Source organism: Paracoccus sp. J39 (assembly GCF_000518925.1).
Lineage (GTDB): Bacteria > Pseudomonadota > Alphaproteobacteria > Rhodobacterales > Rhodobacteraceae > Paracoccus.
The window spans coordinates 134,716-159,524 of sequence record NZ_JAEN01000008.1 but is presented as its reverse complement, the minus strand read 5'-3'; the positions used below and the strand labels follow the sequence as shown (position 1 = coordinate 159,524).

The following is a 24,809-nucleotide window of genomic DNA, read 5'->3' as shown; positions in this document are numbered from 1 at the left end:
CCGCGGCCTCATCCCGGCCGCTGGGCATGCAGGGCCAGGATCTCGGCCAGGACCGAGATCGCCAGCAGCCGGGCATCGCGCGCCGAGGGGACCACCCCGATCGGTCCGCGCAGCCGGCCGAGCGCGGGCTCGCCCATGCCTGCGGCGCGCAGCGCCTCAAGCCGCGCGTCCCGGGCCCGCCGGCTGCCCTGCGCGCCGATATAGAAGGCGCTGCCGGCCAGAAGCCGGCGAAGGATCGCGGTTTCGTAGTGATGTTCGTGATAGAACAGCACCGCGGCGGTGTCGCGGTCCACCTCGACATCGCCCGGCAGGCCCCGCGTGTCGATCGGCCGGACCGGCATGCCGATGGCGGTGGCCTGCGCAAGGGTTTCGTCGTCATGGCTGAGCACCAGCCCGGGAAGCAGGGCGGCCTGCACCAGGCCGGCGAAAACCGCGACCTCGGGGCCCTTGCCAAAGATCAGAAAGCGCGGTTCCGGCCCCAGCCGGACGTGGAAAAGGCCATGCCCGTCCTTCCCGGTCGGCCGGTCCGGTCCGATGGCGACCGCGCCGTCCCGCAGCCCGATGGCCAGCGAGAAGCCCCGCCTTGCGGCGCGCAGCCGCGCCACCTGGCCAAGCAGGGATGCGGGCGGGCAGGGCAGCAGAAGGATCTCGAGCCCGCCGCCGCAGGGCAGCTTCAGATCGAAGAAGGGCGATCCCGCGCCATAGCGCAGCAGCGCCGGCGCCTCCCGCGCCATCACCTTCTGGGCGTGGAGCTGAAGGTCGGCCTCGATACAGCCCGAGGACAGGCTTCCGCTGCGCCGTCCGTCGGGCAGAAAGGCCATCATGGCGCCGACAGGCCGATAGGACGGCCCCTCGACCGCGGTGATCAGGGCCAGCGCCCCCCGCGCGCCGGCCCGCAACAGGGCTTCGAGCGGGTCGTGCGGCCGCCTTTCCCGCGCCCGCGGGTCGAAGGGAAGCAGCTCGGCACCGGAAGGATCGGCGGCAGGCGCCGGCATTCGATGGCCCGTCGATACGGTCTGCGTCTCCGCCATGGTTCCGCCCCGCCCCGTCAGCCGCGCCTGCCGGCGCTCATGTCCGCGCCGGAGGCGTTTCCAACTTCCGGACCGGGGTTTCCGGCTTGATGCCGCCGCGCCGCCGCGCCAGCGTCTGGCGGCCCGTCTCGCGCCAGTCGCCCTTGACCGTGGCCTCGGCGAAGCCCGTCCAGCTGTCGTCCCAGTCCCCCAGCGAATAGCCGTGCCAGGGCGGCTGCGGCGACAGGGCGGGAAGCTGAAGCTGCTCCCATATCTCGCGGGCGCGGCGCATGAAGGGCTCGGCCGGCAGCGCCAGCGGCGGCATGGGCGCCTTCAGCGTCGCGTCGATCATCAGCGTGCCCTCGGCCGATTTCGCCGCCGATTTCGGCCCGTGCCCTTCCGAGCGGTAGGGCGTGACATGCAGGTCCTCAAGCAGGTTCGCACGGTAGGCGATGGACCAGAACACCGCATCGGCATTGCGCGCGTCGATGTCGTCGGAAACGGCGATGACGACCTTGCCGCATTGCGCCTGAAGCGTCGCGGCGCCCTGCATGCCGCGCCAGATTTCGGACTGGGGGGCGTCCTTCTCGAATTCCAGGAAGATCACCTTGCGGATATTGGTCAGCGGCTCGTGCATGACGACGCGCCGGATGCCCTTCACGTTCAGATGGTGGCGCAGGTGCTCGAAGAACAGCGGCTCATAGGCGACGCGCTTCAGCACGCTGGATTCGCTGGGCGTCACCTGCGAGACGATCGAGACCAGCACCGGGCTGCGCTTGCGGGTGATCGCCGTCACCTGCATCGACATGTTGAAGTCTTCCAGCGCCACATGGCCGTGGCTTTCGCCGAACGGGCCTTCGGGTTCCAGCAGGTCGGGGTCGATCAGCCCCTCGATCACCAGCTCGGCATCCGCGGGCACCTGCAGGTCGATGGTCTTGCATTTGACGGTCCGCACCGGCGCGCCGATCAGGCCGCCGGCCACCGCCATCTCGTCGGTGTCTATCGGCAGTTTCTGCGGCCCGGTGAACAGCACCGCCGGCGCGCAGCCGATCACGATGGCGCAGGGCATCGGCTGGTTGAGCTTCTTGTATTTCAGCCAGTGCTGATAGCCCCCCGCCCCGCTGAGCCGGCTGGCCATGCGCACCCCCAGCCGGTCCTCGGCCTTCAGGGCGGCGCGATAGGTGCCCATGTTCTGGATGCCGTTTTCCGGGTCCTTCGTCACGCAGAGGGTGGCGGTGAAATAGGGCGCGCTGTCGAAGCCGGGGGTCGAGACCGGCACCGGCAGGCTGCCGAGGCCGCGCCCGTGCCGGCGCAGCTCGTCGCCGGCGATCACGACTTCCTGGCAGGGGGCGGCCTCGACCTCGACCGGCGGGATGGGGTTGGCCATGGCGCGCACCCAGACATCGCCGATCTCGTCCTCGGCGACGCCAAGCCCGATGGCATAGATCGCGGGCGACGCGGCCAGGACGCCCACCGCTACGGGAATGTCGTAATGCATGCCCTTGCTGTCGCGCACATCGGTGAACAGGAAGCCGCGGCGCTGATCCTCTTGCAGGCCGCCCTGGAACTGCCAGCGGGCCAGGGGATGCAGCTCGGCATCCTTGTCGATGGGAACCTGTATCCGGGTCAGAAGCCCGGCCTTCTCAAGCCTTGCGATATGCTCCTGCAGGTCCAGCGGCGCCCTGCTGCTTGCCTGATCCATTCGATCCTCCCTGTCGTTCTGCGCATCCCGCAACCCAGGCACATGATGAGGGGGCGGGGGAAATCAATCAAGTTGACATACTGTCATACATTGTGACAGTAATGTCAAACGACAAGATGCCATAACCCGGACCGCAAGGGTCGGGCAAGGAAGATCCGGGAGGGAAAGCGGAAGATGAACAAGAATGCGTTGCCACGCCGGGCGGTTCCGGCGCCGACGGCCGGCCGCGAGGTCAGCTATCGCCCCGGCGAATCGCGGCCCGAGATGCGTCTGGTTTCCGAGGCGCTGTTTCGCCACATCGGCAAGCCGCTTCCCCGCAAGGAGGATCTGCGGCTCATCACCGGCAAGGGCCGGTTCTCGGACGATTTCAACCTGCCGGGGCAGGTCTATGCGGCCATGGTCCGCTCGCCCCATCCCCATGCGCGGATCGGCGGCGTGGACGGTTCGGCCGCGCTGGCCCTGCCGGGGGTGCTGGCCGTGCTGACGCCGCAGGACATGCTGGCCGACGGCCTGCAGCCCATTCCGCACAACCCGGTGCCCTCGACCAATTACGACGTCAAGCTGCGTGCCCGGGACGGCAGCTTTCCCTTCATCGGCCCGCATTACCCGCTGCCGCTGGACAAGGTCCGGCATGTGGGCGAGGCCGTCGCGCTGGTGGTCGCGGAAACCCCCGCCCTCGCCGAGGAGGCAGCCGAGCTCGTCGAGGTCGAATACGAGGTGCTGCCGCATGTGACCGCCACCGCCGAGGCGTTCCGCGAAGGCGCGCCGGCGGTCTGGGACGAGGTGCCGGACAACACCTTCGTCGACAGCCGCTTCGGCGACGAGGCGGCGACCGGGGCCGCCTTCGCCCGCGCCGCCCATGTGGTGAAGCGCCGCTTCCATATCGACCGGGTGACGGCGGTGACCATCGAACCCCGCGCCGCGCTGGGGCATTACGACGCCGAGACCGGGCGCTATACGCTTTACGCCGGCTCGGGCGGGGCGGTGCGCCAGAAGGGCGAGATCTCGGCGGTGCTGGGCGTCGAGCGCGAGCGGCTGCGGGTCCTGTCCTTCGATGTCGGCGGGAATTTCGGTGCCCGCAACCGGGTCTATGTCGAGTTTCCGCTGGTCCTGTGGGCCTCGGGCAGGGTCGGCCGGCCGGTGAAGTTCACCGCCACCCGGTCCGAGGCCTTCCTGACCGAATATCAGGGCCGCGACCTGATCACCACGGTCGAGCTGGCCTTCGACGACGAGGGCTATATCCTGGCCATGCGGGCCGACAACATCTCGAATGTCGGGGCGCGCTGCGTTTCGCTGTCGCCGCTGTCCAAGGGGTCGGGGCTGATCTCGGGCTCCTACCACATCCCCTGCGCCACGCTGCGCGCGCGGGCGGTGTTCACCAATACGATGTGCACCCAGGCCTATCGCAGCTCGGGTCGTCCCGAAGTCACCTTCGCCATCGAGCGGATGATGGATCTGGCGGCGCAGGAGCTGGGCATGGACCGGGTCGAGCTGCGGCGCCGGAACCTCGTGCCGCCCGAGGCGATGCCCTACACCAATCCGGTCGGGCAGCATTACGACAGCGGCGAATACGAGAAGAACATGGACCGCGCCATCGCGTTGTCGGACTGGGACGGGTTCGAGGCGCGCAAGGCCGAGGCCCGCAAGCGCGGCAAGCTGCTGGGGCGGGGCTTCGCGAATTACGTGGAATCCTCGATCGGCACCCCGAAGGAACGCGCCGAGATCGAGATCACCGCGGACGGCCGCGTCGAGGTGGTCATCGGCACCCAGCCCAGCGGCCAGGGGCACGAGACCAGCTTCGCGCAGGTGGTCGCCGACATGCTGGGCGTCCCGGTCGAGCGGGTCGAGATCATCCTTGGCGACACGGATGTGGTGAAGGAGGGCGGGGGCTCGCATTCCGGACGCTCGATGCGGCATGCCGGCACGGTGATGGCCATCGCCTCGGCCGAACTGCTTGCCGAGGCCAAGGCGCGTTTCGCGGATCTGCACGGCATCAATTCCTCGGACATCGACTATCGCGACGGGCTGCTCTCGGCCGCGGGGGCCAGCGCCGACCTGTTCGCGCTGGCGCGGGCGACCGCGGAGAAGGGACCGCTGCGCGCCGCCCATACCAACGAGATGCACACGCCGGTCTTTCCCAACGGCACCGCGATCTGCGAGATCGAGGTCTGCATGCGCACCGGCGCGCCGGTCATCACCCGCTACACCACGGTGGACGACGTGGGGCGCTGCATCAATCCGCTGATCGTGCACGGCCAGACCCATGGCGGCATCGCGCAGGGCGTGGGCCAGGCGATGTGGGAGCTATGCGCCACCGATGCAGAGACCGGGCAGCCGCTGGCGGGCTCGTTCATGGATTACGGCATGCCGCGTTCCGACAACATGCCCTCGTTCACCTGCGAGATCGCCGAGGTTCATTCCCCAACCAACCCCCTGGGGATCAAGGCCGGCGGCGAAGGCGGCACGACGCCGGCGCTGGCGGTGATCGTCAGCGCCATCGTCGATGCGCTTTCGGAATACGGCGTCCGCGACATCGCCATGCCGGTGACGCCGCAACGGATCTGGCAGGCGATGAGGAATGCGCGCGCCAGTCAAGACCTCTCGTAACAGGAGCTACGAATGACCGAAGTGAACACCGTCCGGGTCATCGCCTTTCCCGGCGCCCCGAACCTGCCCGTCTTCGCGGCGATCGAGAACGGGGATTTCGCCGCTCTCGGGCTTGACGTCGCGCTCAGCCTGACGGGCAGCTCGATCGAACAGGCCGAGCGCACCGCGCGGGACGAGTTCGACATCGTCTTCACCGCCTTCGACAATGTCGTCGCCTATAACGAGGGGCAGGGCGCCGCCGCGCCGGGTCTCGATCCCGGCTATGTCGCCATCGCTGGCGCGACGCGGCTGGACCTGGCCGTCGTGACGGCGCGGGACATCGACGGGTTCGCGCAGCTGGCCGGGCGCAAGGTGGCGCTGGACGCGCCGACCACCGGCTTCGCCTTCGCCTTCTATGACATGTGCGCGGCCAACGGCATCGGTCGGGACGCCTATTCCGTCGAGGCGGTGGGCGCCGCCCCGCAACGCTGGGAGGCGCTGAAATTCGGGGCCTGCGACGCGACGCTGCTGATCGAGCCCTTCACCTCGATCGCCGAGCGGGCCGGGTTCCATGTCCTGAAACGCTCGACCGAGGCCTATGCGCATTATCAGGGCGGGGTGATCGCCGCGCGGCGCGGGTTCCTGAAGGCGCGACCGGATCTGGTCGAGCGGTTCCTGCGCGGCTATCTGGCCGGGCTGCGCTGGGTGCGGGCGCCCGAAAACCGGCAGGCGGCCGAGGCATTGCTGGCGCGGCGGATGCCGCAGATCCAGCCCGCCGCCATCGCCACGGTGATGAACAGCCTGCTGTCGCCCGAAACCGGCCTGACGCCGGATGCGCGCTTTCTCGACGAGGGGGCGAAGCAGGTGCTGGCATTGCGCAACGCCCATGGCGGCGCGGCGCCGGTCGGGGATTACGCCCGCTATGTCGACCTGTCCCGCCTGGATGCCGTCCTGACCGAGGAGACCGTGGAATGAAGCTTTCCGGTGAACGCCTTCTGGGCACGTCGCGCGATGTGGTCTGGCGCCTGCTGAATGACGGCGAGGTCCTGCAACGCTGCATCCCCGGCTGCGAAAGCCTGTCGGGCAATCTGGAGGACGGCTATGCCGCCAAGGTGGTGCTGAAGATCGGCCCGATCAAGGCGACCTTCTCGGGCGATGTGACCTTCAGCGAGGTCCGGCCCGGCGAGGGCTATCGCATATCCGGCAAGGGGCAGGGCGGGATCGCCGGCTTTGCCAGCGGCGGCGCGCTGGTCGCGCTGCAGGACGACGAGGGCGGCACCCGGCTGGTCTATGACGCCGAGGCGCAGGTCGGCGGCAAGATCGCCCAGCTGGGCGCCCGGCTGATCGATTCCACCGCCCGCAAGCTGACCGAAGCCTTCTTCACCAAGTTCGCCGAGGAGGTCGCGGCCTTTGAGGCGCATGCCTGACACGCCAGAGAGAGGACGAGATCCATGGCATTGGTCAATCTGACTGTGAACGGCCGGCCGCGCAGCTGCGAGGTGCCGGACGGCACGCTGCTTGTGCATCTTCTTCGCGACCACCTGGGCATGACCGGCACGCATGTCGGCTGCGACACCTCGCAATGCGGGGCCTGCACGGTGATCCTGGACGGCAGGGCGGTGAAGTCCTGCACCATCCTTGCCGCCTCGGCCGAGAATGCCGAGCTGCGCACCGTCGAGGGGCTTGCCGAGGCCGAGCGGCTGCACGAGGTGCAGGAGGCGTTCCGCACCCATCACGCCCTGCAATGCGGCTTTTGCACGCCGGGGATGATCATGGCCGCCGTGAACATGATCGACCGCCACCAGGGGCAGCTGGACGAGGCGCTGGTGCGGCACGATCTGGAGGGCAATCTTTGCCGCTGCACCGGCTATCACAACATCGTCAGGGCGATCCTGGCGGCGGCAGAGGCCTATCGCGCCCGGCATCGGGTCGCGGCGGCGCAAGCTTGAGGATCGGCCATGTATCTTTACGAAACCACCTATCTGCGCCCCGCAACCATCGACGAGGCGAAGGCGCTTTACGAGGCCGGCGAATCCCCGGCCTTCCTGTCGGGCGGCCATACGCTGCTGCCGGCCATGAAGGGCCATCTGGCCCGCCACGACCGGCTGATCGACATCCGCCGCATCCCCGAGCTTCAGGGCATCGCCGAGGACGGGGGGCGCCTGACCATCGGCGCGGCGGTCCGGCACTGCGAGGTCGCGGCCTCGGCCGTGGTGCAGGGCTGCGTCCCGGCCCTGGCCGGCATGGTCGGCACCATCGGGGACGTTCAGGTCCGCCATGTCGGCACCATCGGCGGGTCGCTGGCGAATAACGATCCCGCCGCCGACTATCCCTCGGCGGCGCTGGCGCTGGATGCCACCTTCCGCACCGACCGGCGGGAGCTGCCGGCGGCCGAGTATTTCCAGGGCCTTTACACCACGGCTCTGGAACCGGGCGAGCTGCTGGTCTCGGTTTCCTTCCGCAGGCCGCGCCGGGCCGGCTATGCCAAGTTCCGCAACCCGGCCTCGCGCTATGCGCTGGCCGCGGCTTTCGTGGCCGATCATGCCGACGGCGTCCGGGTCGCGATCACCGGGGCGGGCAATGACGGGGTGTTTCGCTGGCGCGAGGCGGAAGAGGCACTGGCTCACGCATTCGAGAGCGCAAGCCTTGACCCCCTTCGGGTGGACATGGAAGATATGGCGTCCGACATGCATGCGGATGCGGAATATCGTGCGGAACTGGTGAAGATCTGCACGCAGGAGGCCCTGAAGAACCAGAATCGCGTCACGCTGTTCTAGGCGTGACCCGGTTCCGGCAGGGGGCGGGCAGGGCGATGGACAGCGGAGGGGCGGTTGGATATGTGTGGGCGGAAATAACGATCATGTGCAAGCGGGCATAATGCAAGGCGCATCCAAACTCCGGAGTTCTTTGGTGACCAGCAAGGCAGAAGGATTGGCCCCTCTTGTCGCGGAGGCGGCGCCCTTGCGGCAGAAGATCATGCGCTCGCTGCGCCGCGCGATCGAAACCGGGGTGCTGGAGCCGGGAACCCGGCTGATCGAGAAGGATCTGTGCCAGCAGCTGAATGTCAGCCGCACTTCGCTGCGCGAGGCGCTGCGCCAGCTGCATGCCGAGGGCATCCTGACCGAGGTCGGCAATCGCGGCCTGACCGTCGCGGCGGTGACCATCGAGGATGCCCGCAACATCTACCGGCTGCGCAGCGCCGTCGAGAGCCTGCTGGTGCAGCAGTTCATCGAGAACGCGACCGAACAGGAGTTCGCCGAGCTCAAGCTGATGCGGGACCGTCTGGTCGAGGCCTACCAGAACGGCGGGGCCGAGGAGATCGTCGGGACGAAGCGCGAATTCTACGACCTGATCTCGGCCGGCGCCCGGAATCCGCTGGGCCATGACATCCTGAACAAGCTGACCCTGCTGACCTCGCCGCTGCGGCGCAAATCGGTCGTCCGGCCGGAGCGGCGCAAGTCCAGCACCAAGGAGATCAAGGATCTGGTCAAGGCGATTCTGGACGGCGACATGGATGCCGCATCCCGGGCGGCCCAGGTGCATATCGCCCATTCCGCCGATTCGGTGATCCAGGCCCTTCAGGAAAACGACGTCACCTAGCGGGGCTTCTCGGCCCTCCTTGCGGGGCTTCGGCTTCAGGCGGCGTTCCTCGCCCGCCCTCTGGACCGGCGGTTGCCGGGATTCAGGCCGGGAAACGGTCCGGTCCGGCTGTCCGAGGCGCGGATGGTGGGCTGCCCGATGCGCTGCGCCTCGCAATGCACCGGCCGAGATGCGCTTTCCGTAAAGGGGCGCGCCTTGCGCCAGAGCCGCAGCCCATCCGGGTCCGCGCTTCGCTGGTCCCGCCCCGTCCTCCTGCGGCCCATGCCCGCCTTGCCTGCGCGGCGCGCATGGCGTCCGCCAGCCCCCGATGCTGCGGCGCAGAATGCATAGCGGCTTTGCCGGGATCGTCCCTACTTCCCCCGATCTGCCCGGCCTATATCCGCCCTGTCCGAAACATGCCCGCTGGATGGGCAAGATGAAAAAGGTGCCGAGATGTCCGCTGTTGAAATGAGCCATAACCATGCCGCCGGTGGCCTCGGTCGGGTCGTTGCGCGCGTGACCGCGATGGTCGCTGCCTGGAACGACGCCCGCGTCACCCGCCGCGAACTGAACGCGCTGACGGATCGCGAACTGAGCGATATCGGCCTGACCCGCGGCGATATCGAGCGCGTCGCCCGCGGCCTCTGAGATCCGACCGACGAAGACACTCCGCGGCGATGCGGGGACGGTCGGGATCCGTATGACGGCGAGGGCCGCCGCGGCCGCAAGGGCCAAGGGCGGCCCGGCCCGCGACTTCCATATCGCCAGACCTGATCGCCTTGCCCCGCGCCAGTCCCGCGACCCGCTGGCGGATGCGTGCGGGCCAGGCATCGCCTGACCTTCCCGATCCGCCGCATTGCGGCGCCTGCGGCCGGCGCAGCGTCGCGCGCAGATGCGACGCGCCCGCCCCGGCTGGTCACAGATACATGTGCCGGATCGTGTCGTCGCGAAGCATCTCGGCGCGGGTGCCGCCGACCGCGATCCGGCCCCGCACCAGCAGATAGCCGCGATCCGCGATCGACAGCGCAGTCTCGGCGTTCTGCTCGATCAGCAGCACGGTCTTGCCCTCGGCATGGATGCGGACCACGGTTTCGAAATATTCGTCGATGCCGGCGGGCTGGTAGCGGCGGGCGAAAAGCTCGTCCGAGATGCCGCGCAGGATCGTCTCGGCCTCGGCGGCGCAGGTCTCCAGCTCGCGCAGCGGGCCGAGCTCCAGGAAACCGTGGGCGATGGCCGGGAAGGCCTTGGGGTTCGAGCCCTGCGGATAAAAGCCCCGGATCAGCTCGCGGATCACCGTGCCCAGGGCCACGGTCGCCATCCGTCAGGATCGGCGCGCGGCATCAGCGTCGCGGTCGCCGCGGGGCGGCCAGAGCCAGATCTCATCGGTGGCGCCGGTGCCGTTCTTCCACGGCATGGTGCGATAGGTGTTGGCGGGCAGGTGCAGGGGCAGGTCCATGGGGCTTCTCTCGGGCAGGGCGGATCAGCCGCGCCGATCCAGGAATTCGATCCGCCGCGGCAGGCTTTCGGCGGACAGAAGGCGGCCTTCCGCGTCCAGCCGGACCGGCCGGGGCCGGGTGCCGTGCGGCACGCGGACCAGATACAGGCCCGCCCGCGGGCGGATCTGCGCGGGGGCAAGCCGCTGTCCGGGGTCCAGCGGCGCCGGGCGCGTCACAGAAAGCCGATCCAGCGCCCGGCCAGCAGCACCGACAGCCAGATCGCCAGCGAAAGCGCCGCGAGGATGCGGGCATCGGGGCCGGGCGCTCCGGTCTCGACCGCCTGCCGCCAGCCCTTGCCGGCATGTTGCAGGGCGACCACGGCAAGGCCGAGCGCGATCAGCGCCATTTTCCAGCGGAAGGCCGCATTCGCCAGATAATCGCGGGCCGCGACCGACCACAGGACCGGGCCGGTCGCAAGCGCGAGGCCCAGCCCCGCCCCCGCCGCGCGCGACAGGAAGGGGGCCAGCACGCGCAGCGCGCCGCTGCGGAGGATCCCGACAAGGCGCAGGTCCAGCGGGATGATCGCGCCCAGCAGCAGCGCGATTCCCAGGATATGCGCGGCGTTCACCACCATGTAGAGATGGCCGGACCGGCGCAGCGCCGCCGCCAGGGCGGTGCCCTCGGCCCAGATCGCCAGCTCCTGCACCGGTCAGTCTGCCTGGATGCGCTCGGGATACATGTCGTAATTCTGACCGTCGATCACGATGCGGACGGCCTTCATATGGGGGCTTTGGTCCTGGTTGCGATTGCCGATCACCGTGATCGCATCGCCGGGCTGCGCCGTGTCATCGGTAAAGCCCGAGCGGGCGGTCTGGTTGGGATTGCCCAGATCGACCTGCCAGACGGTGCCCTGGGCATCGCGGACCTGGATCGTGGGATGGGGCGGGTTCATCGAGACGCTCTCGATGGTTCCCTCGAGCGTGGTCTGCTCGCCCTCGGCCCATGACCAGCCGTGATGCGCAAGCATGGGTGCGCCGCTGAACGCCAGCGCCGCGGCGAACAGGAGCGAGGGAAGGATGCGGGATTGGATATGCATGTCGGACCTCTGTTTCGGATGCTGGTCGGGACTGCCGCGCGCCGGGACGGCCGCCCCTCCATGATCGGCCAGCCGGCGGCTGTTCGTGCTGACAATTGCGTGAACGGGCCATGTGGGCCGGATGATCGTGAAGCGGCCGCCCGTCCTGCCCCCGGGTGCGCGATCTGAGTGCCGGGCGGCCGGGCGGCGCGTCCAGGATCGCGCCCATCTTGTCCTGCGGCGGCAGCTTGCCCTCCTGCACCCACCAGCCGCGCGAGCCCCTCGGCGAAGTCCCGATCCAGCGGCGCATGCTTCGCGAAGGCACGGAAATAGATCGGGCCGGCATAGAGGTCGATGATCAGGTCCAGGTCCAGATCGGCACGGAACACGCCGTCCGCCCGGCCCCGCGCGATCAACTCGCGCGCATGGTTGCGGCGCGGGACCAGGAAGCCCCGGTGGAACGCCGCCATCAGCGCCTCGTCGCTCTGCGCGCGGCCCAGAAGCTCGGCGATCACCCGGCCGACCCGGCCCTGGCCGGCCTGAGAAAAGCCAGCGCGGACGGCATCGCTGTCGCCCGTGCGAGGCAAGCAGAGAACTGGGGTCTCAGCCTGGAGCTTAGGTTTTGCGTCTAACGCGTGCGCTGGTGCGCCTCCGTCTTTCTCCGATGAGGCTGCGGAATACGGACGACGTGGTCCCGAGAAAAAGAAACTGAACGCCATGAAGCACACCGCGATCGTGCCCGAAGGCTGCCACATCATGTAGGGCAATTGCCTAGAGATCATGTGCAAGATGCCCGCAGGAAGCGTCGATCTCGTCATATCATCGCCTCCTTATCATATCGGCATGAAATACCATAGCGTCGGGGACAGCAGGCCGCGCATGGAATACTTGGATTGGATGGAAGGGATCGCGGTCGAGATCCGGCGTCTCCTGCAGCCCGATGGCGCGTTGCTCCTGAGCCTGGGCTCGACGAGTGCCGACCCCGTGGATCGTGGACGATGTCAGCACGCGGTTCCGACGACACCTGGTGCCCGCCGCCGGATCAGTGCGCCTGCAATGCGGCCGGCGCTTTCGATGCCCTCGAAGATCGGCAGGGGGCTGTGCCAAATCGCCTCCCTGATCGCCATCGGGCGTCTGATGGCGGCAATTCCGGGATGAGAAGCCCCGGTGATCATTGGCGCGCTATACTGCCTAAAACGGCCCGGCAGGGCGCCGGAGCTCGGGATGGCGCGGGTCGCGTGCGCGAACTTCGGCCTTCGAAAGCCCCTGACAACATGCAGTCCAGTTGAGCAGTTTTGACACAGCCTCGACCGTGCCCTGCATTCCCTGATGGCAGGCAACGCACGGTGACCTCGGCGCAGGACCTTACGCGCGGTCCGGCCTGCGGTCGTCGGGAGGGGTTGGGCGAAGATTGTTAGCCTCCAGCCAGACCGGGTTTTCGGCATACATGTCGCGGATCAGCTGCCTGACCAGGTCGAGATAGGGCGAGGCGTCGCCGGCGCGGTGATTGAGGATGACCGGCGATGTCGCCCGCGGGCTGTCGATCAGCCGATAGCGCACGTCCGACCGCATCTGCCGGGCCGAGGAGGGGATGATGCAGATGCCCGACTCCGCCGCGACCAGACCAAGCGCCGTCTGGATTTCACGCACCTCCAGCACGTCGGCCGGGCGAATGCCCTCGTCCTGCAGCAGGTTGAGGACCTGGTCGGCATAGCTGGGCCGCGGCTCCTTGGGATAGACGATCAGCGCCTGCCCGGCCAGCGCAGCCAGCGGCAGCGGCGCGGGATCCCGCGCCAGGGGGGTGTCCTGGGGCAGGGCGGCCACCAGCCGCTCCTCGCGCAGGACGGTGCCGACGACATTCGGGTCGCTGTGCTTCAGGCGGCCGAAGCCGATGTCGATGCGGCCTTCCTTCAGCGCCGGGATCTGCTGGATCGACAGCATTTCCAGCAGCTGGATGTCCAGCTCGGGCACGTTCTGGCGCAGTTTCCTGACCAGCACCGGCAGGCCGCCGTAAAGGGTCGAGGCCACGAAGCCGATGGACAGCACCCGGTTGCGATTCAGCCCGACGCGGCGCGTCGCATCCTTCATCTGGTCGACCCGCCCCAGCACCTGCAGCGCCTGTTCGTAGAACAGCCGTCCCGCGTCGGTCAGCCTGATCGGCCGGCTTTTCCGAATGATCAGGGCGACGCCCAGCTCCTCCTCCAGCAGCTGGATCTGGCGGCTCAGCGGCGGCTGGGCGATGTTCAGGGTCTGAGCCGCGCGGGTGAAGTTCCGCTCGCGCGCGACCGCGGTGAAATAGCGCAGCTGTCGCAGATCCATGGCCATCCTCTGGGCAGGCAAGAGCAAAAACGATGATTGTTTTTGGTATTCTGTGGCGGGGTAACTGGCCGAGGGGCCATATTTTCTTCACCATAATACCTTCAGGGTATTCTTTCAAATCCAAATGGTGTTGGACAGAAAGGGGCCGCCGCCGCAATTTGGCGTCATGAACCAGTCATTCGCACCCCTCGCCCCGCGCACCGATATCCGCCCCGTCGTCTCAAGGGTCGAGACGGTGATCCTCGACCTTCCGACGATCCGGCCGCACAAGCTCTCGGTCGCGACCATGAACGGGCAGGTGCTGATGCTGGTCCGCGTCCATTGCAGCGACGGGATCGTCGGCATCGGCGAGGGCACCACCATCGGCGGCCTGGCCTATGGCGGCGAAAGCCCCGAAAGCATGAAGACCAATATCGACAGCTGGTTCGCGCCGGTGATGATCGGCCAGGACGCGACGCAGGTGCAGGCGCTCATGGCGCGGATCGGCCGGATGGTGCGCGAGAACCGCTTTGCCAAGTCGGCCGTGGAAACGGCGCTGCTGGATGCGCAGGGCAAGCGGGTCGGCCTGCCGGTCAGCGAGCTTCTGGGCGGGCGGCGGCGCGACCGGCTGCCGGTGGCCTGGACGCTGGCCTCGGGCGACACGGCGCGCGACATCGCCGAGGCGGAGCGGATGCTGGACCTGCGCCGCCACCGCGTCTTCAAGCTGAAGATCGGCGCGCGGCCCATGCGCGACGACATCGCCCATGTGGCCGCGATCAAGGCCGCGCTTGGCGACCGCGCCGCGGTGCGGGTGGACCTGAACATGGCCTGGTCCGAGGGCGAGGCCGCCTTCGGCATTCCCGCCCTTGCCGATGCGGGCTGCGAGCTGGTCGAGCAGCCGGTCGCGCAGACCGCGGCGCTGCGGCGGCTGGTGCGGCGCTGGCCCGTGGCGCTGATGGCCGATGAATCCCTGACCGGCCCCGAAAGCGCCTTCGAGATCGCGCGCCTGCAGGGCGCGGATGTCTTTGCCGTCAAGCTGGAGCAGAGCGGCGGCGCCTTCAACGCGCTGCGCGTCGCGGCCATCGCCGATGCGGCGGGGATCGGGCTTTACGGCGGCACCATGCTGGAAGGTGCGGTGGGCACGGTGGTCTCGGCCCATGCCTTCGCCTGTTTCGCCAATCTGCAATGGGGCACCGAGCTGTTCGGCCCGCTGCTGCTGACCGAGGAGATCCTGGCCGAGCCGCTGGAATACGGCGAGTTCGAGCTGACCGTCCCCGCCGGCCCCGGCCTAGGGGTGGCGCTGGACGAGGATCGCCTGGCCTTCTTTGCCCGCGACGGGATCCGCAAGACGATCAGCCTGCCCGGCGGGAGGGTGTGACGATGCTGTTCCATGTCGCCATGACCGTGAAGCTTCCCCGCGATCTGCCGGCCGAGGAAGCCGCCGGGATCATCGCGCGCGAAAAGGCCTATGCGCAGGATCTGCAGCGCAGCGGCAAATGGCGCCATATCTGGCGGGTCGCGGGGCAATACGCGAATGTCAGCATCTTCGACGTCGGCGACAACGACGAGCTGCACCAGATCCTGTCCGGCCTGCCCCTGTTTCCCTTCATGGAGATCGAGGTCACGCCGCTTCTGCGCCACCCTTCCGCCATCCGCGAGGATGACAGCTAAGTCCCAACGGGCAGGTCCGGGGAAGCCTGTCCGCCCAGTTTCCAAGCGAATCCAGGAGGAGAAACCATGACCGTCAAGATTTTCGACCGACCCGATGTGCAGGAGTTCCTGAAGGAACTCAGCGGGTTGAACAACGACAAGGGCGAGCCGCGCATGAAGCAGATCGTGCATCGGCTGATGTCCGACCTGTTCAAGGCCATCGACGACCTGGACATCACCCCCGACGAATACTGGACGGGCGTGGCCTGGCTGAACGATCTGGGCGCGGCCGGGCAGGCCGGGCTGGTCTCGCCGGGCCTGGGGGTCGATCACTTCATCGACGAGCGGCTGGACGCCATCGACGCCTCGCTGGGGATCGAGAACCCCACGCCGCGCACCATCGAGGGGCCGCTCTATGTCGCGGGTGCCCCGGAATCCGTCGGCTTCGCGCGGCTGGACGACGGCACCGACACCGACGGCCACACGCTGATCATGCACGGCACGGTCCACGGATCGGACGGCAAGCCGCTGCCGGGCGCCAAGGTCGAGGTCTGGCACTGCGACACCCGCGGCTTCTATTCGCATTTCGACCCGACCGGCAAGCAGGCGCCCTTCAACATGCGCCGCACCATCATTACCGACGATCAGGGCCGCTACAAGTTCCAGAGCATCCTGCCCAGCGGCTATGGCGTGCCCCCCGGCAGCCCGACCGAGGCGCTGCTGTCGGCGCTTGGCCGCCACGGCCAGCGGCCGGCGCATATCCATTTCTTCGTCAGCGCCGACGGCCACCGCAAGCTGACCACGCAGATCAATATCGAGGGCGATCCGCTGATCGACGACGATTTCGCCTATGCGACCCGCGAAGGGCTGGTGCCGCATGTCGTCGAGCGCACCGACGAGGACAGCATCCACGCCAACGGCTTGAACGGCCCCTTCGCCGAGATCGAATTCGACATCCACCTGACCGCCCTGGTCGATGGCGTCGACAACCAGGCCAATGAACAGCGCCGCCGCGCTGCCGCCTGACCGATGCTCTCGGGCGGCCGCCGCAGGCCGCCCCCCCTTCCGAACCCGATCAACCATCACCGACATCTGGCAGGGGCCGGCCCGCGAAAGGCGCATCCCCTGGGAGGAAAGCTCATGTCCGCGATCATCGAGAAGGCACGCGACCTGGATCAACTTCTGGCGACGGCCGTGCAGGACGACAAGGAGGCCGGCCTCTACCGCTGCCGCCGCGACATCTTCACCAACGAGGACCTGTTCGCGCTGGAGATGAAGCACATCTTCGAAGGCAACTGGGTCTATCTGGCGCATGAAAGCCAGATCCCCGAACCGAACGACTATTGCACCACCTGGATCGGCCGCCAGCCGGTGGTCATCACCCGCGACAAGACCGGCACGCTGCACGCCGTCATCAATGCCTGCGCCCACAAGGGCGCCATGCTGTGCCGCCGCAAGCAGGGCAACAAGGGCAGCTTCACCTGCCCGTTCCACGGCTGGACCTTTTCCAACACCGGCAAGCTGCTGAAGGTCAAGGACGCCAAGACGACGCAATATCCCGAACAGTTCGGCAAGGACGGCTCGCACGACCTGACCCGCGTCGCCCGGTTTGAAAGCTATCGCGGCTTCCTGTTCGGCAGCCTGAATGCCGATGTCGCGCCGCTGGAGGAGTTCCTGGGCGAGACCACCATCATCATCGACCAGATCGTCGATCAGGCCCCCGAGGGGCTGGAAGTCCTGCGCGGCAATTCCTCCTACATCTATGACGGCAACTGGAAGCTGCAGATGGAGAACGGCTGCGACGGCTATCACGTCAGCACGGTCCACTGGAACTATGCCACCACCATGGACCGGCGCAGCGAGACCGGCACCAAGGCGGTGGACGCGAACAGCTGGTCGAAGTCCGTCGCCGGCGTCTACGGGTTCGAGAACGGCCATATCCTGCTGTGGACCAACACGAAGAACCCCGAGGTCCGGCCGGTCTGGAACCGCCGCGAGGATCTTGTGGCCCGGCTGGGCGAGGAGAAGGCCGGCTTCATCGTCAACCAGACGCGCAACCTCTGCCTCTATCCGAACGTGTTCCTGATGGACCAGTTCAGCACCCAGATCCGCGTCGTCCGCCCGCTTTCCGTGGACAAGACCGAAGTCACCATCTTCTGCTTCGCGCCCAAGGGCGAGTCCGCCGAGGACCGCGCCCATCGCATCCGCCAATACGAGGATTTCTTCAACGTGTCGGGCATGGGCACCTCGGACGATCTTGAGGAATTCCGCGCCTGCCAGACCGCCTATGCCGGCAGCCTCGCGCTGTGGAACGACATGTCGCGCGGCGCGCCGCTGTGGATCGACGGGCCGGACGAGAACGCCCGGCGCATGGGGCTGAAGCCGCTTCTGTCCGGCGAACGCAGCGAGGACGAGGGGCTGTTCGTCTGCCAGCACGAATATTGGGCCGGGGTGATGCGCGACGCGCTTGCCGCCGAGAAAAGGGGGGCCGCGGCATGAGCCTGGATCACGACACCGCCGGCACCAGCCTGGGCTACGACGCCATCTGCGCCTTTCTCTATCGCGAGGCGCGCCTGCTCGATGACCGGCAATGGGACGAATGGCTGACCTGCTATGCGCCCGACGTCACCTACTGGATGCCCGCCTGGGACGACAACGACCAGATCACCGAGGATCCGCAGTCGCAGATCTCGCTGATCTATTACCCGAACCGCGAGGGGCTGGAGGATCGCGTCTTCCGCATCAAGACCGAGCGTTCGGGTGCCTCGACGCCCGAGCCGCGCACCAGCCACGCCGTCCTGAATGTCGAGGTGGTCGAGGACCGGGGGACCGAGGTGGATGTCCGCTACAACTTCCACACGCTGAACCACCGCTACAAGGTCACCGACCAGTTCTTCGGGACGATCTTCGTGACCCTGCGACGGACCGGCGACGGGCTGGCCATCGTCGCCAAGAAGATCGTCCTGAAGAACGACTATATCCGCCAGGTCATCGACGTCTATCACGTCTGACCGCCGCCGGACCCCGCACAACCGCAAGGAGGAGGCGACCATGTGCTACCGCATCGCATTGAACTTCGAGGACGGGATCACCCGCTTCGTCGATTGCAAGCCGGGCGAGAAGGTTCTCGACGCCGCGTTCCGCAACAAGATCAACCTGCCGATGGACTGCTCGGACGGCGTCTGCGGCACCTGCAAGTGCCGCGCCGAAAGCGGCGCCTATGACATGGGCGAGGACTATATCGAGGACGCCCTGACCGAGGACGAGGCCGCCGAGGGGCTGGTGCTGACCTGCCAGATGGTGCCGTCCTCGGATTGCGTGCTGTCGGTGCCCGCGACCTCGCAGGCCTGCAAGACCGGCCAGCAGGTCTTCGCCGCCACCGTGGCCAGGATCGAGCCGCATCAGGACGCGGCCGTGGTGCTGGAGCTTGACGTGGAGGACGCCCCCGCCTTCCTGCCGGGGCAATATGTCAATATCGGCGTGCCGGGCAGCGGCGATCACCGCTCCTATTCCTTCAGCTCCGCTCCGGGCGAACGCACCTTGGGCTTCCTGATCAAGAAGATCCCCGGCGGGCTGATGGGCGGCTGGCTGGCCCGTGCGCAGCCGGGCGAGCGGCTGGAGCTGACCGGGCCGATGGGCAGCTTCTATCTGCGCGACGGCGACGGGCCGCTCTTGTTCCTGGCGGGCGGCACCGGCCTTGCGCCCTTCCTGTCGATGCTGGAGGTCCTGGCCCGCGCCGGGTCGCAGCGCCAGATCCACCTGGCCTATGGCGTGACCCGCGACCTGGACCTGGTGCTGGTGGATGAAATCGCCGCCTATGCAGGCCGGTTGCCGAATTTCACCTTCACGAGTGTCGTGGCCGATCCCGCCTCCGCCCATCCCCGCAAGGGCTGGGTGACGCAGCACATGCCGGGCGACATGCTGGCCGCCGGCGGGGTCGATGTCTATCTGTGCGGCCCGCCGCCGATGGTCGATGCCGTGCGTAACTATCTGGATGAAAACGGCATCCGCCCCGCCAGCTTCCATTACGAGAAGTTCACCCCCAACGCGCCCCTGAAGGCCATCGCATGACCGGGGCCGTCTTCGCCGGGCGTTTCGCGGGCAAGGTGCTGGTCGTGACCGGGGCCGCGCAGGGCATCGGCCGCGCCGTGGCGCTGCGCGCGGCGGCCGAAGGGGGGCGGGTGCTGTTCGTGGACCGCGCCGATTTCGTGGCCGAGGTGGCGGCCGAAGCGGGCGGCGGTGCCGCCGCCTTCACCGCCGACCTGGAGACCTGGGACGGCGCCGAGGCCGCGATGCGCCATGCGGCCGAAACGTTCGGCGGCATCGACATCCTGATCAACAACGTGGGCGGCGCGATCCGCATGCGGCCCTTTGCCGAATTCGAGCCCGCCCAGATCGACGCCGAGATCCGTCGATCCTTGATGCCGACGCTCTATTGCTGCCGGGCGGTCCTGCCGCATCTGGCGGCGCGCGGCGGCGGCACCATCGTCAACGTCTCCTCGAACGCCACGCGGGGCATCCATCGCGTCCCCTATTCGGCGGCCAAGGGCGGCGTCAACGCGATCACGCAATCCCTGGCGATGGAGCTTGCGGCGCAGAACATCCGCGTGGTCGCCACCGCCCCCGGCGGCACCGAGGCGCCGCCGCGCCGCATCCCGCGCAATGCCGAGGGCGACAGCCCGGCCGAGCGGCAATGGATGGCCGAAGTCGTGGAACAGGTGACGCAATCGGCCCCGATGAGGCGCTACGGCACCATCGACGAACAGGTCGCGCCGATCCTGTTCCTGGCCTCGGACGAGGCATCCTACATCACCGGTTCCGTCATGCCCGTCGCCGGAGGCGACACGGGATGAGCGCCGCCGGAGGCGACAGCGGCTGACCGGGCTTTCAAGCGAAAAACAAGGGAGGAACGACATGCGAAACATAGATGGCAGCGAGGCGATAGACCAGGGTCCGTTCGGCCGCTTCCAATGGATGGTGGTGGCGCTGTGCGGCACGCTGCTGGTCGTGGACGGATATGATGTCTTCGTGGCGGGCACGGTGCTGCCCACGCTGATCGCGGAATGGGGCCTGACCAAGCCGCAGGCCGGCGCGCTGCAGGCCTGGGCGCTGTTCGGGATGATGTTCGGGGCGCTGATCCTGGGCCCGCTGGCCGACCGGATCGGCCGCAAGAAGGGCGTCGCGATCAGCTTCGTGCTGTTCACCGCCTCGACCGTGCTGACCGGCTTTGCCACCTCGCCCGAGCAGTTCAAGATCTTCCGCTTCATCGCCGGCCTGGGCTGCGGCGGGCTGATGCCGAATGCCGTGGCGCTGATGAACGAATACGCGCCCAAGCGCCTGCGCGGCACCATGGTGGCGCTGATGTTCTCGGGCTATTCGGTCGGCGGCATGGTCGCGGCGGGGCTGGGCGTCGGGCTGATCCCCTCCTTCGGCTGGCAGCCGATGTTCTTCATCGCCGCGGTGCCGCTGCTGCTGTTGCCGCTGGTGCTGTGGAAACTGCCGGAATCGCTGGGTTTCCTGATCCGTCAGGGCAGGCAGGACGAAGCGCGGCGCATTTTTGCCCGCATCAATCCGGCCACCCCGCTGGCGGCCGATGACCAGCTGGTCTTCACCGAGACCAAGGGCGCCTCGGCATCCGTCGCCGAGCTGTTCCGCCACGGCCGGACGCTGCGCACGCTGATGCTGTGGCTGTCCTTCTTCTGCTGCCTGCTGCTGGTCTATCTGCTGTCGTCGTGGCTGCCCAAGGTGCTGCAAGAGGCCGGATATGCGGAACGGGCGAGCCTGCTGTCGCTGTTCTCGCTGAATTTCGGCGGCATGGCGGGGGCGATCGCCGGAGGGTGGCTGGGCGACCGCTTCGGCCTGCCGAAGGTGGTGGTCGCCTTCTTCGCCGCCGCCGGGGCATCCATCGCCCTGATCGGCTTCAACCCGGCGCCGGCGATGCTGTTCCTGCTGGTCTTCGTCGCGGGGGCCACGACCATCGGCACGCAGATCCTGCTCTATGCCAGCGTGGCGCAGCTTTATAACCTGTCGGTGCGCTCGACCGGGCTGGGCTGGGCCTCGGGCATGGGCCGGATCGGCGCCATCGTCGGGCCGACCCTGGGCGGGGTGCTGCTGGCGCGGGAACTGCCGCTGGAGCAGAACTTCCTGCTCTTCGCGATCCCGGCGGCGGTCTCGGCCCTGGCGATGCTGGTCTTCGCGCTTGCCAACGGGCGCGCCCGCGACACGGCGCGGCTTGCCGCCGCCTGACGATCCCTGCAACAAGGCGCGCGGCCCCTCGCCGCGCGCCGCATACCGATGAAAGGCCGCCCATGCCCTGCCTGGACCTGCCCACCCACCGCCTTCACTATCGCATCGACGGCGATGCCGGGGAAAAGCCGTGGCTGACCTTCTGCAATTCCCTGGGCACCGACCTGCATATGTGGGACGCCCAGGTCGCCGCGCTTTCGAACGATTTCCGCATCCTGCGCTATGACCGCCGCGGCCACGGCCGGTCCGGCGCGCCGTTGCCGCCCTATGGCCTGGCCGATCTGGGCGGCGACGTGATCGCGCTGTGGGACGCGCTGGGGATCGGGCGCAGCCATTTCTGCGGCCTGTCCATCGGCGGGCTGACCGGGCAATGGCTGGCGATCCATGCCGGGGCGCGGCTGGGGCGCGTGGTTCTGTGCGCCACGGCCGCCCGGATCGGCACCGCCGAAGGCTGGAACGCCCGCATCGACGAGGTCAGGGCAGGGGGCCTGGGCAGCCTTGTTCCCGCGACCGCGGAACGCTGGTTCACGCCGGGCTTTCGTGCGGCCGATCCGGCCAGCGTCGCGGCGATCCTGGCCAGCTTCGCCGCCACCTCGGTCGATGGCTATGCGGGATGCTGCGCGGCGCTTGCCGGGGCGGATCTGCGCGGCCGGCTTCACCAGATCGCCAATCCGCTGCTGGCGATTTCCGGGGCTGACGATCCGGTCTGCCCGCCCGCCGAACTGGCCACCATCGCCCGAGAGGTGCGGGGCGGACGTCACCTGTCCCTGCCGGGGCGGCACATCGTGAACCTGGAATCGGCGGCGCGGTTCGACACCGTCCTGAAGGATTTCCTGACCGCAGCACCTTGGCGGTGAGAATTCGGCCCAAATGCCGGTGCCCTTGTCCGGATCGCTGCCGTTCGCGTCGAATTGCGCCTGACGGCCCGGCGGTGCGGCCCGGGCGCCGGCCAGAAGCGCCTGGGCCATGTCGAACTCGCCGGACCTTTTACCTCAGAAGGTCACCTTCAGGCCGATACCCACCTCGCGCGGCTCGACCACGGTGGCCTCGAAGCCGCCGATCGAGCGGCTGGCCCGCAGATAGGTCACCGAGCGGTCGTCGAACAGGTTGTTGACATAGGCGAAGGCCTGCAGGTTCTCGCGCGGTTGCCAGGTCAGCCGGGCATTGGCCACGGTATAGGAATCGACCCAGGTGTCGCGGTCCTCGTTGTCGTCGGAATAATAGCCGTCGGTGTGGCGCAGCTGGCCGCTGAGCCGCCATTCCGGGGTGATGTCCCAATCGGCCGCCAGCGAAAGCGTATAGTCCGGGGACCGGCCGAAGCGGTGGCCCTGGTAATCCGCCTCCGCGCTGGTGAAGCGGCTGATCTCGGTATGCAGCAGGCCCAGCCCCGCCTTGACCCGCAGATTGTCGCGTACCAGATAGTCCATCCCCAGTTCCAGGCCATAGGACTTGGCGCGCTCGGCATTGACGGTGATCGAACTGCCGATGTTCTCGGGCAAGCTGGTCACGACATAGCGCTGCGCATCATGGAGCTGGGTGTAGAACAGGTTGCCGGTCAGCTCCAGCCGGTCGTCCAGCAGCCGGGTGCGGCCGAAGATCTCGTAGTTCCACGAGGTCTCCGCGTCAAAGGGCACGTATTCCCCGCTGGTCAGGTTCAGCGTCACCCCGCCCGGGTTGTAGCCCTTGCTGATCATGGCGCCGATGCGGCTCGATTCGTCCAGGTCATAGGCCAGCGCGATCCTGGGCAGCCAGGCGTCGAAGCTTTCGTCGTAATCCAGCACGTTCGGGGTAAAGCTCGACACGCCGCGCCGGGTGATGTCGTCGCGCTGATAGCGCAGCCCGCCGGTCAGGCTCCAGCGGTCGGCAAGGCGCCAGGTGGTTTCGACGAATACCCCCAGGCTGTCCTTGCGGTCGTCATAGGTGGTGGTGCCGCGGTAATCCAGAAGCTCGTCCGAATCGGTGCGCGAGACGAACAGTCCCGCCACGCCGCTGATCCGGTCCTCGGGCGAGCCGAAGGTCACGCGCGTCTCGTTCGAGGTCATGTCCTGATCCAGGGTCGCCGTGCCCGAGTCGACCGGCTCGGTCGAGCGTTTGATCCAGATGTCGGAATATTGCAGCTGGTTGAACAGCGTCCAGCCATTGCCGAATTCATAGCTGACATCCAGGATGGTGGTGTTCGTGCGCAGCCGCCAGCTGGGATTCGAGGCGGTGGCGCTTTCCAGATCCTCATAGGGCTCGGTCGCGGCTTCCCAGTTCGGCCGGTTGGTCAGGCTGTGCGAGAAGGTCAGCTTGCCCTCTAGCCCCGGGATCTCCTGCGGCTGCCACAGCAGCTTGGCGCGGATGGTGCGGGATTCATGGTCCTGGTCGGTCGAGCCGACCGCGAAGGCGGGGTTGGTATAGTCGATGTAATTGTCGCGCGCCCAGTAGTCGACGGCGATGCGCCCGGCCAGATCCTCGGACAAGGGTCCCGAGGCCATCAGGCTGGCGCGGCGGCGGTTGTGGCTGCCATATTCCAGCTGCGCGGCGCCCTCGGGCTGGAAAGTCGGATCCTTGGTCTTGACGATGATCGCCCCGGCGATCGAGTTCGCGCCCTGGGTCGCGGTCTGCGGGCCGCGAAAGACCTCGATCGACTCGACGTCCCAAAGCGCCTGGCTGCCCCAGACGATCTCGTTATAGCCCAGGTAATGCCCGTCCAGATTGAAGGCCAGCCGCGGGGCCGTGCCGCCGAAGAAGGCCACCGCGCCGGAATTCGGACCCTCGCTGTCCTGCCCGCGGATGGTGGGGGCGCCGCCTTGGCCGCCCGAGGCGACATAGGTCACGTTGGCGATGCCCGTCGCCGCATCGGCGATGCTGTCCTGCCCGCCGCTCTCCTCAAGGTCGCGCGTGGTCAGGACGGCCACCGAAGAGGCGGTATCCTTGATGCTGCGCGCCTGCTTTTCGCCGGTCAGGACGATTTCGTCCAGCCGCACCGCCTCGGCCATGCCCTGATTGTCCTGAGCCAGCGCGGGGGCCGTGGCCAATGCCAGCATGGCGACCGTGCCAAGCAGCACCGGGATTTTACGTCCATTCATCTCCAAACCCTATCCAGATCTACTGCGGGCTGGCGAATGCTGGCTGCGATTTGCGATTCCGTTCCGCCGGCGGGAAACCGCCGAGCGACAGCGCCGGGTTAACCGATTGACAAGGCTTGGGGCAAGGGGTGGCGGCGCCTGGGAATCCAGGGCGTG

27 protein-coding genes are annotated in these 24,809 nt (G+C 67.9%); 17 read left to right on the top strand and 10 right to left on the bottom strand.

The genetic code is table 11. The features are described 5' to 3' along the window. Positions 1-8: 8 nt before the first annotated feature. Positions 9-995 carry an XdhC family protein gene (locus tag L632_RS0110170; protein ID WP_051476423.1) on the bottom strand — a complete coding sequence of 329 codons (987 nt, stop codon included), beginning with the start codon at positions 993-995 and terminating at the stop codon, positions 9-11. Between the two features lie 73 nt (positions 996-1,068). Next, the gene (locus L632_RS0110165) at positions 1,069-2,712 is read right to left on the bottom strand and encodes a UbiD family decarboxylase (RefSeq protein WP_028716752.1); all 1,644 of its coding nucleotides are present in this window, start codon (positions 2,710-2,712) and stop codon (positions 1,069-1,071) included. A gap of 174 nt (positions 2,713-2,886) precedes the next feature. Here L632_RS0110165 and L632_RS0110160 point away from each other — a divergent pair, with 174 nt between their 5' ends. The 7 genes from L632_RS0110160 to L632_RS0110130 all read left to right on the top strand — a co-directional run bounded on the left by L632_RS0110160 (position 2,887) and on the right by L632_RS0110130 (position 9,525). Further along, entirely contained in the window at positions 2,887-5,319 is a 2,433-nt protein-coding gene (locus L632_RS0110160; RefSeq protein WP_028712667.1) for a xanthine dehydrogenase family protein molybdopterin-binding subunit, read from the top strand. 12 nt (positions 5,320-5,331) lie between these two features. Further along, a complete protein-coding gene (locus L632_RS0110155; protein ID WP_028712668.1) occupies positions 5,332-6,273 on the top strand; it encodes an ABC transporter substrate-binding protein in 942 nt (313 codons plus the stop codon). Beyond that, the gene (locus L632_RS22445) at positions 6,270-6,725 is read left to right on the top strand and encodes a carbon monoxide dehydrogenase subunit G (RefSeq protein ID WP_036697891.1); all 456 of its coding nucleotides are present in this window, start codon (positions 6,270-6,272) and stop codon (positions 6,723-6,725) included. The genes L632_RS0110155 and L632_RS22445 overlap by 4 nt, the downstream gene beginning before the upstream one ends. Before the next feature lie 24 nt (positions 6,726-6,749). Continuing rightward, positions 6,750-7,247 carry a (2Fe-2S)-binding protein gene (locus L632_RS0110145; RefSeq protein ID WP_028712669.1) on the top strand — a complete coding sequence of 166 codons (498 nt, stop codon included), beginning with the start codon at positions 6,750-6,752 and terminating at the stop codon, positions 7,245-7,247. 9 nt (positions 7,248-7,256) lie between these two features. Continuing rightward, positions 7,257-8,075 carry a xanthine dehydrogenase family protein subunit M gene (locus tag L632_RS0110140; protein ID WP_028712670.1) on the top strand — a complete coding sequence of 273 codons (819 nt, stop codon included), beginning with the start codon at positions 7,257-7,259 and terminating at the stop codon, positions 8,073-8,075. A 154-nt stretch (positions 8,076-8,229) separates the two neighbouring features. Then, the gene (locus L632_RS0110135; protein WP_198019331.1) at positions 8,230-8,898 is read left to right on the top strand and encodes a GntR family transcriptional regulator; all 669 of its coding nucleotides are present in this window, start codon (positions 8,230-8,232) and stop codon (positions 8,896-8,898) included. A gap of 432 nt (positions 8,899-9,330) precedes the next feature. After that, positions 9,331-9,525, top strand: coding sequence for a DUF1127 domain-containing protein (locus L632_RS0110130; protein ID WP_028712671.1), 195 nt, complete (start codon positions 9,331-9,333; stop codon positions 9,523-9,525). A gap of 268 nt (positions 9,526-9,793) precedes the next feature. On the opposite strand, the gene L632_RS0110125 is transcribed toward L632_RS0110130, so the two are convergent. Genes L632_RS0110125 through L632_RS25160 form a run of 6 tightly spaced genes read right to left on the bottom strand, consistent with a single transcriptional unit; the run spans position 9,794 to position 12,107 of the window. Beyond that, positions 9,794-10,195 (bottom strand): hypothetical protein, encoded by a 402-nt coding sequence (locus tag L632_RS0110125; RefSeq protein WP_028712672.1) that lies wholly within the window; start codon positions 10,193-10,195, stop codon positions 9,794-9,796. 3 nt (positions 10,196-10,198) lie between these two features. After that, positions 10,199-10,333 (bottom strand): HutD family protein, encoded by a 135-nt coding sequence (locus L632_RS23820; protein WP_084648087.1) that lies wholly within the window; start codon positions 10,331-10,333, stop codon positions 10,199-10,201. Positions 10,334-10,357: 24 nt separating this feature from the next. Next, entirely contained in the window at positions 10,358-10,549 is a 192-nt protein-coding gene (locus tag L632_RS0110115; protein WP_028712673.1) for a hypothetical protein, read from the bottom strand. Further along, on the bottom strand, positions 10,546-11,019 hold the full coding sequence (locus L632_RS0110110) for a DUF6644 family protein (protein WP_051416208.1): 474 nt from the start codon (positions 11,017-11,019) through the stop codon (positions 10,546-10,548). The genes L632_RS0110115 and L632_RS0110110 overlap by 4 nt, the downstream gene beginning before the upstream one ends. 3 nt (positions 11,020-11,022) lie before the next feature. After that, positions 11,023-11,361, bottom strand: coding sequence for a DUF6152 family protein (locus L632_RS0110105; RefSeq protein WP_371255979.1), 339 nt, complete (start codon positions 11,359-11,361; stop codon positions 11,023-11,025). Continuing rightward, entirely contained in the window at positions 11,262-12,107 is an 846-nt protein-coding gene (locus tag L632_RS25160; protein ID WP_371255978.1) for a TetR-like C-terminal domain-containing protein, read from the bottom strand. The genes L632_RS0110105 and L632_RS25160 overlap by 100 nt, the downstream gene beginning before the upstream one ends. A gap of 61 nt (positions 12,108-12,168) precedes the next feature. Between L632_RS25160 and L632_RS0110095 the strand changes: the two genes are divergently transcribed. Beyond that, on the top strand, positions 12,169-12,546 hold the full coding sequence (locus L632_RS0110095) for a DNA methyltransferase (RefSeq protein ID WP_084648085.1): 378 nt from the start codon (positions 12,169-12,171) through the stop codon (positions 12,544-12,546). Positions 12,547-12,753: 207 nt separating this feature from the next. Here L632_RS0110095 and L632_RS0110090 read toward each other — a convergent pair whose 3' ends face one another. Next, positions 12,754-13,707, bottom strand: a complete 954-nt coding sequence (locus L632_RS0110090) for a LysR family transcriptional regulator (protein WP_028712678.1) — start codon at positions 13,705-13,707, stop codon at positions 12,754-12,756. Between the two features lie 166 nt (positions 13,708-13,873). Between L632_RS0110090 and L632_RS0110085 the strand changes: the two genes are divergently transcribed. The 9 genes from L632_RS0110085 (at position 13,874) to pcaD (ending at position 22,439) form a co-directional block, all read left to right on the top strand. Continuing rightward, positions 13,874-15,064: a muconate/chloromuconate family cycloisomerase gene (locus L632_RS0110085; RefSeq protein WP_036697943.1), complete on the top strand. Its 1,191-nt coding sequence runs from the start codon at positions 13,874-13,876 to the stop codon at positions 15,062-15,064. A 2-nt stretch (positions 15,065-15,066) separates the two neighbouring features. Next, a complete protein-coding gene (gene catC / locus L632_RS0110080; protein ID WP_028716747.1) occupies positions 15,067-15,357 on the top strand; it encodes a muconolactone Delta-isomerase in 291 nt (96 codons plus the stop codon). Between the two features lie 66 nt (positions 15,358-15,423). Then, complete coding sequence (gene catA / locus L632_RS0110075) at positions 15,424-16,362, top strand: catechol 1,2-dioxygenase (protein WP_028712681.1); 939 nt, start codon at positions 15,424-15,426, stop codon at positions 16,360-16,362. Positions 16,363-16,476: 114 nt separating this feature from the next. Further along, positions 16,477-17,835 (top strand): Rieske 2Fe-2S domain-containing protein, encoded by a 1,359-nt coding sequence (locus L632_RS0110070; RefSeq protein ID WP_028716746.1) that lies wholly within the window; start codon positions 16,477-16,479, stop codon positions 17,833-17,835. Continuing rightward, positions 17,832-18,347, top strand: a complete 516-nt coding sequence (benB, locus tag L632_RS0110065; RefSeq protein WP_051416209.1) for a benzoate 1,2-dioxygenase small subunit — start codon at positions 17,832-17,834, stop codon at positions 18,345-18,347. The genes L632_RS0110070 and benB overlap by 4 nt, the downstream gene beginning before the upstream one ends. Positions 18,348-18,387: 40 nt before the next feature. Continuing rightward, positions 18,388-19,407, top strand: a complete 1,020-nt coding sequence (benC, locus tag L632_RS0110060; RefSeq protein ID WP_028716745.1) for a benzoate 1,2-dioxygenase electron transfer component BenC — start codon at positions 18,388-18,390, stop codon at positions 19,405-19,407. Further along, positions 19,404-20,189 carry a benzoate diol dehydrogenase BenD gene (benD, locus tag L632_RS0110055; protein WP_028712685.1) on the top strand — a complete coding sequence of 262 codons (786 nt, stop codon included), beginning with the start codon at positions 19,404-19,406 and terminating at the stop codon, positions 20,187-20,189. Before benC ends, benD begins: the two co-directional genes overlap by 4 nt. 61 nt (positions 20,190-20,250) lie before the next feature. Further along, positions 20,251-21,582, top strand: coding sequence for an aromatic acid/H+ symport family MFS transporter (locus L632_RS0110050; RefSeq protein WP_028716744.1), 1,332 nt, complete (start codon positions 20,251-20,253; stop codon positions 21,580-21,582). Positions 21,583-21,644: 62 nt separating this feature from the next. Continuing rightward, positions 21,645-22,439 carry a 3-oxoadipate enol-lactonase gene (gene pcaD / locus L632_RS0110045; RefSeq protein ID WP_028716743.1) on the top strand — a complete coding sequence of 265 codons (795 nt, stop codon included), beginning with the start codon at positions 21,645-21,647 and terminating at the stop codon, positions 22,437-22,439. 135 nt (positions 22,440-22,574) lie between these two features. Here the strand turns inward: pcaD and L632_RS0110040 are convergent, their stop codons facing one another. After that, entirely contained in the window at positions 22,575-24,653 is a 2,079-nt protein-coding gene (locus L632_RS0110040; RefSeq protein WP_028716742.1) for a TonB-dependent receptor, read from the bottom strand. Positions 24,654-24,809: the final 156 nt, after the last annotated feature.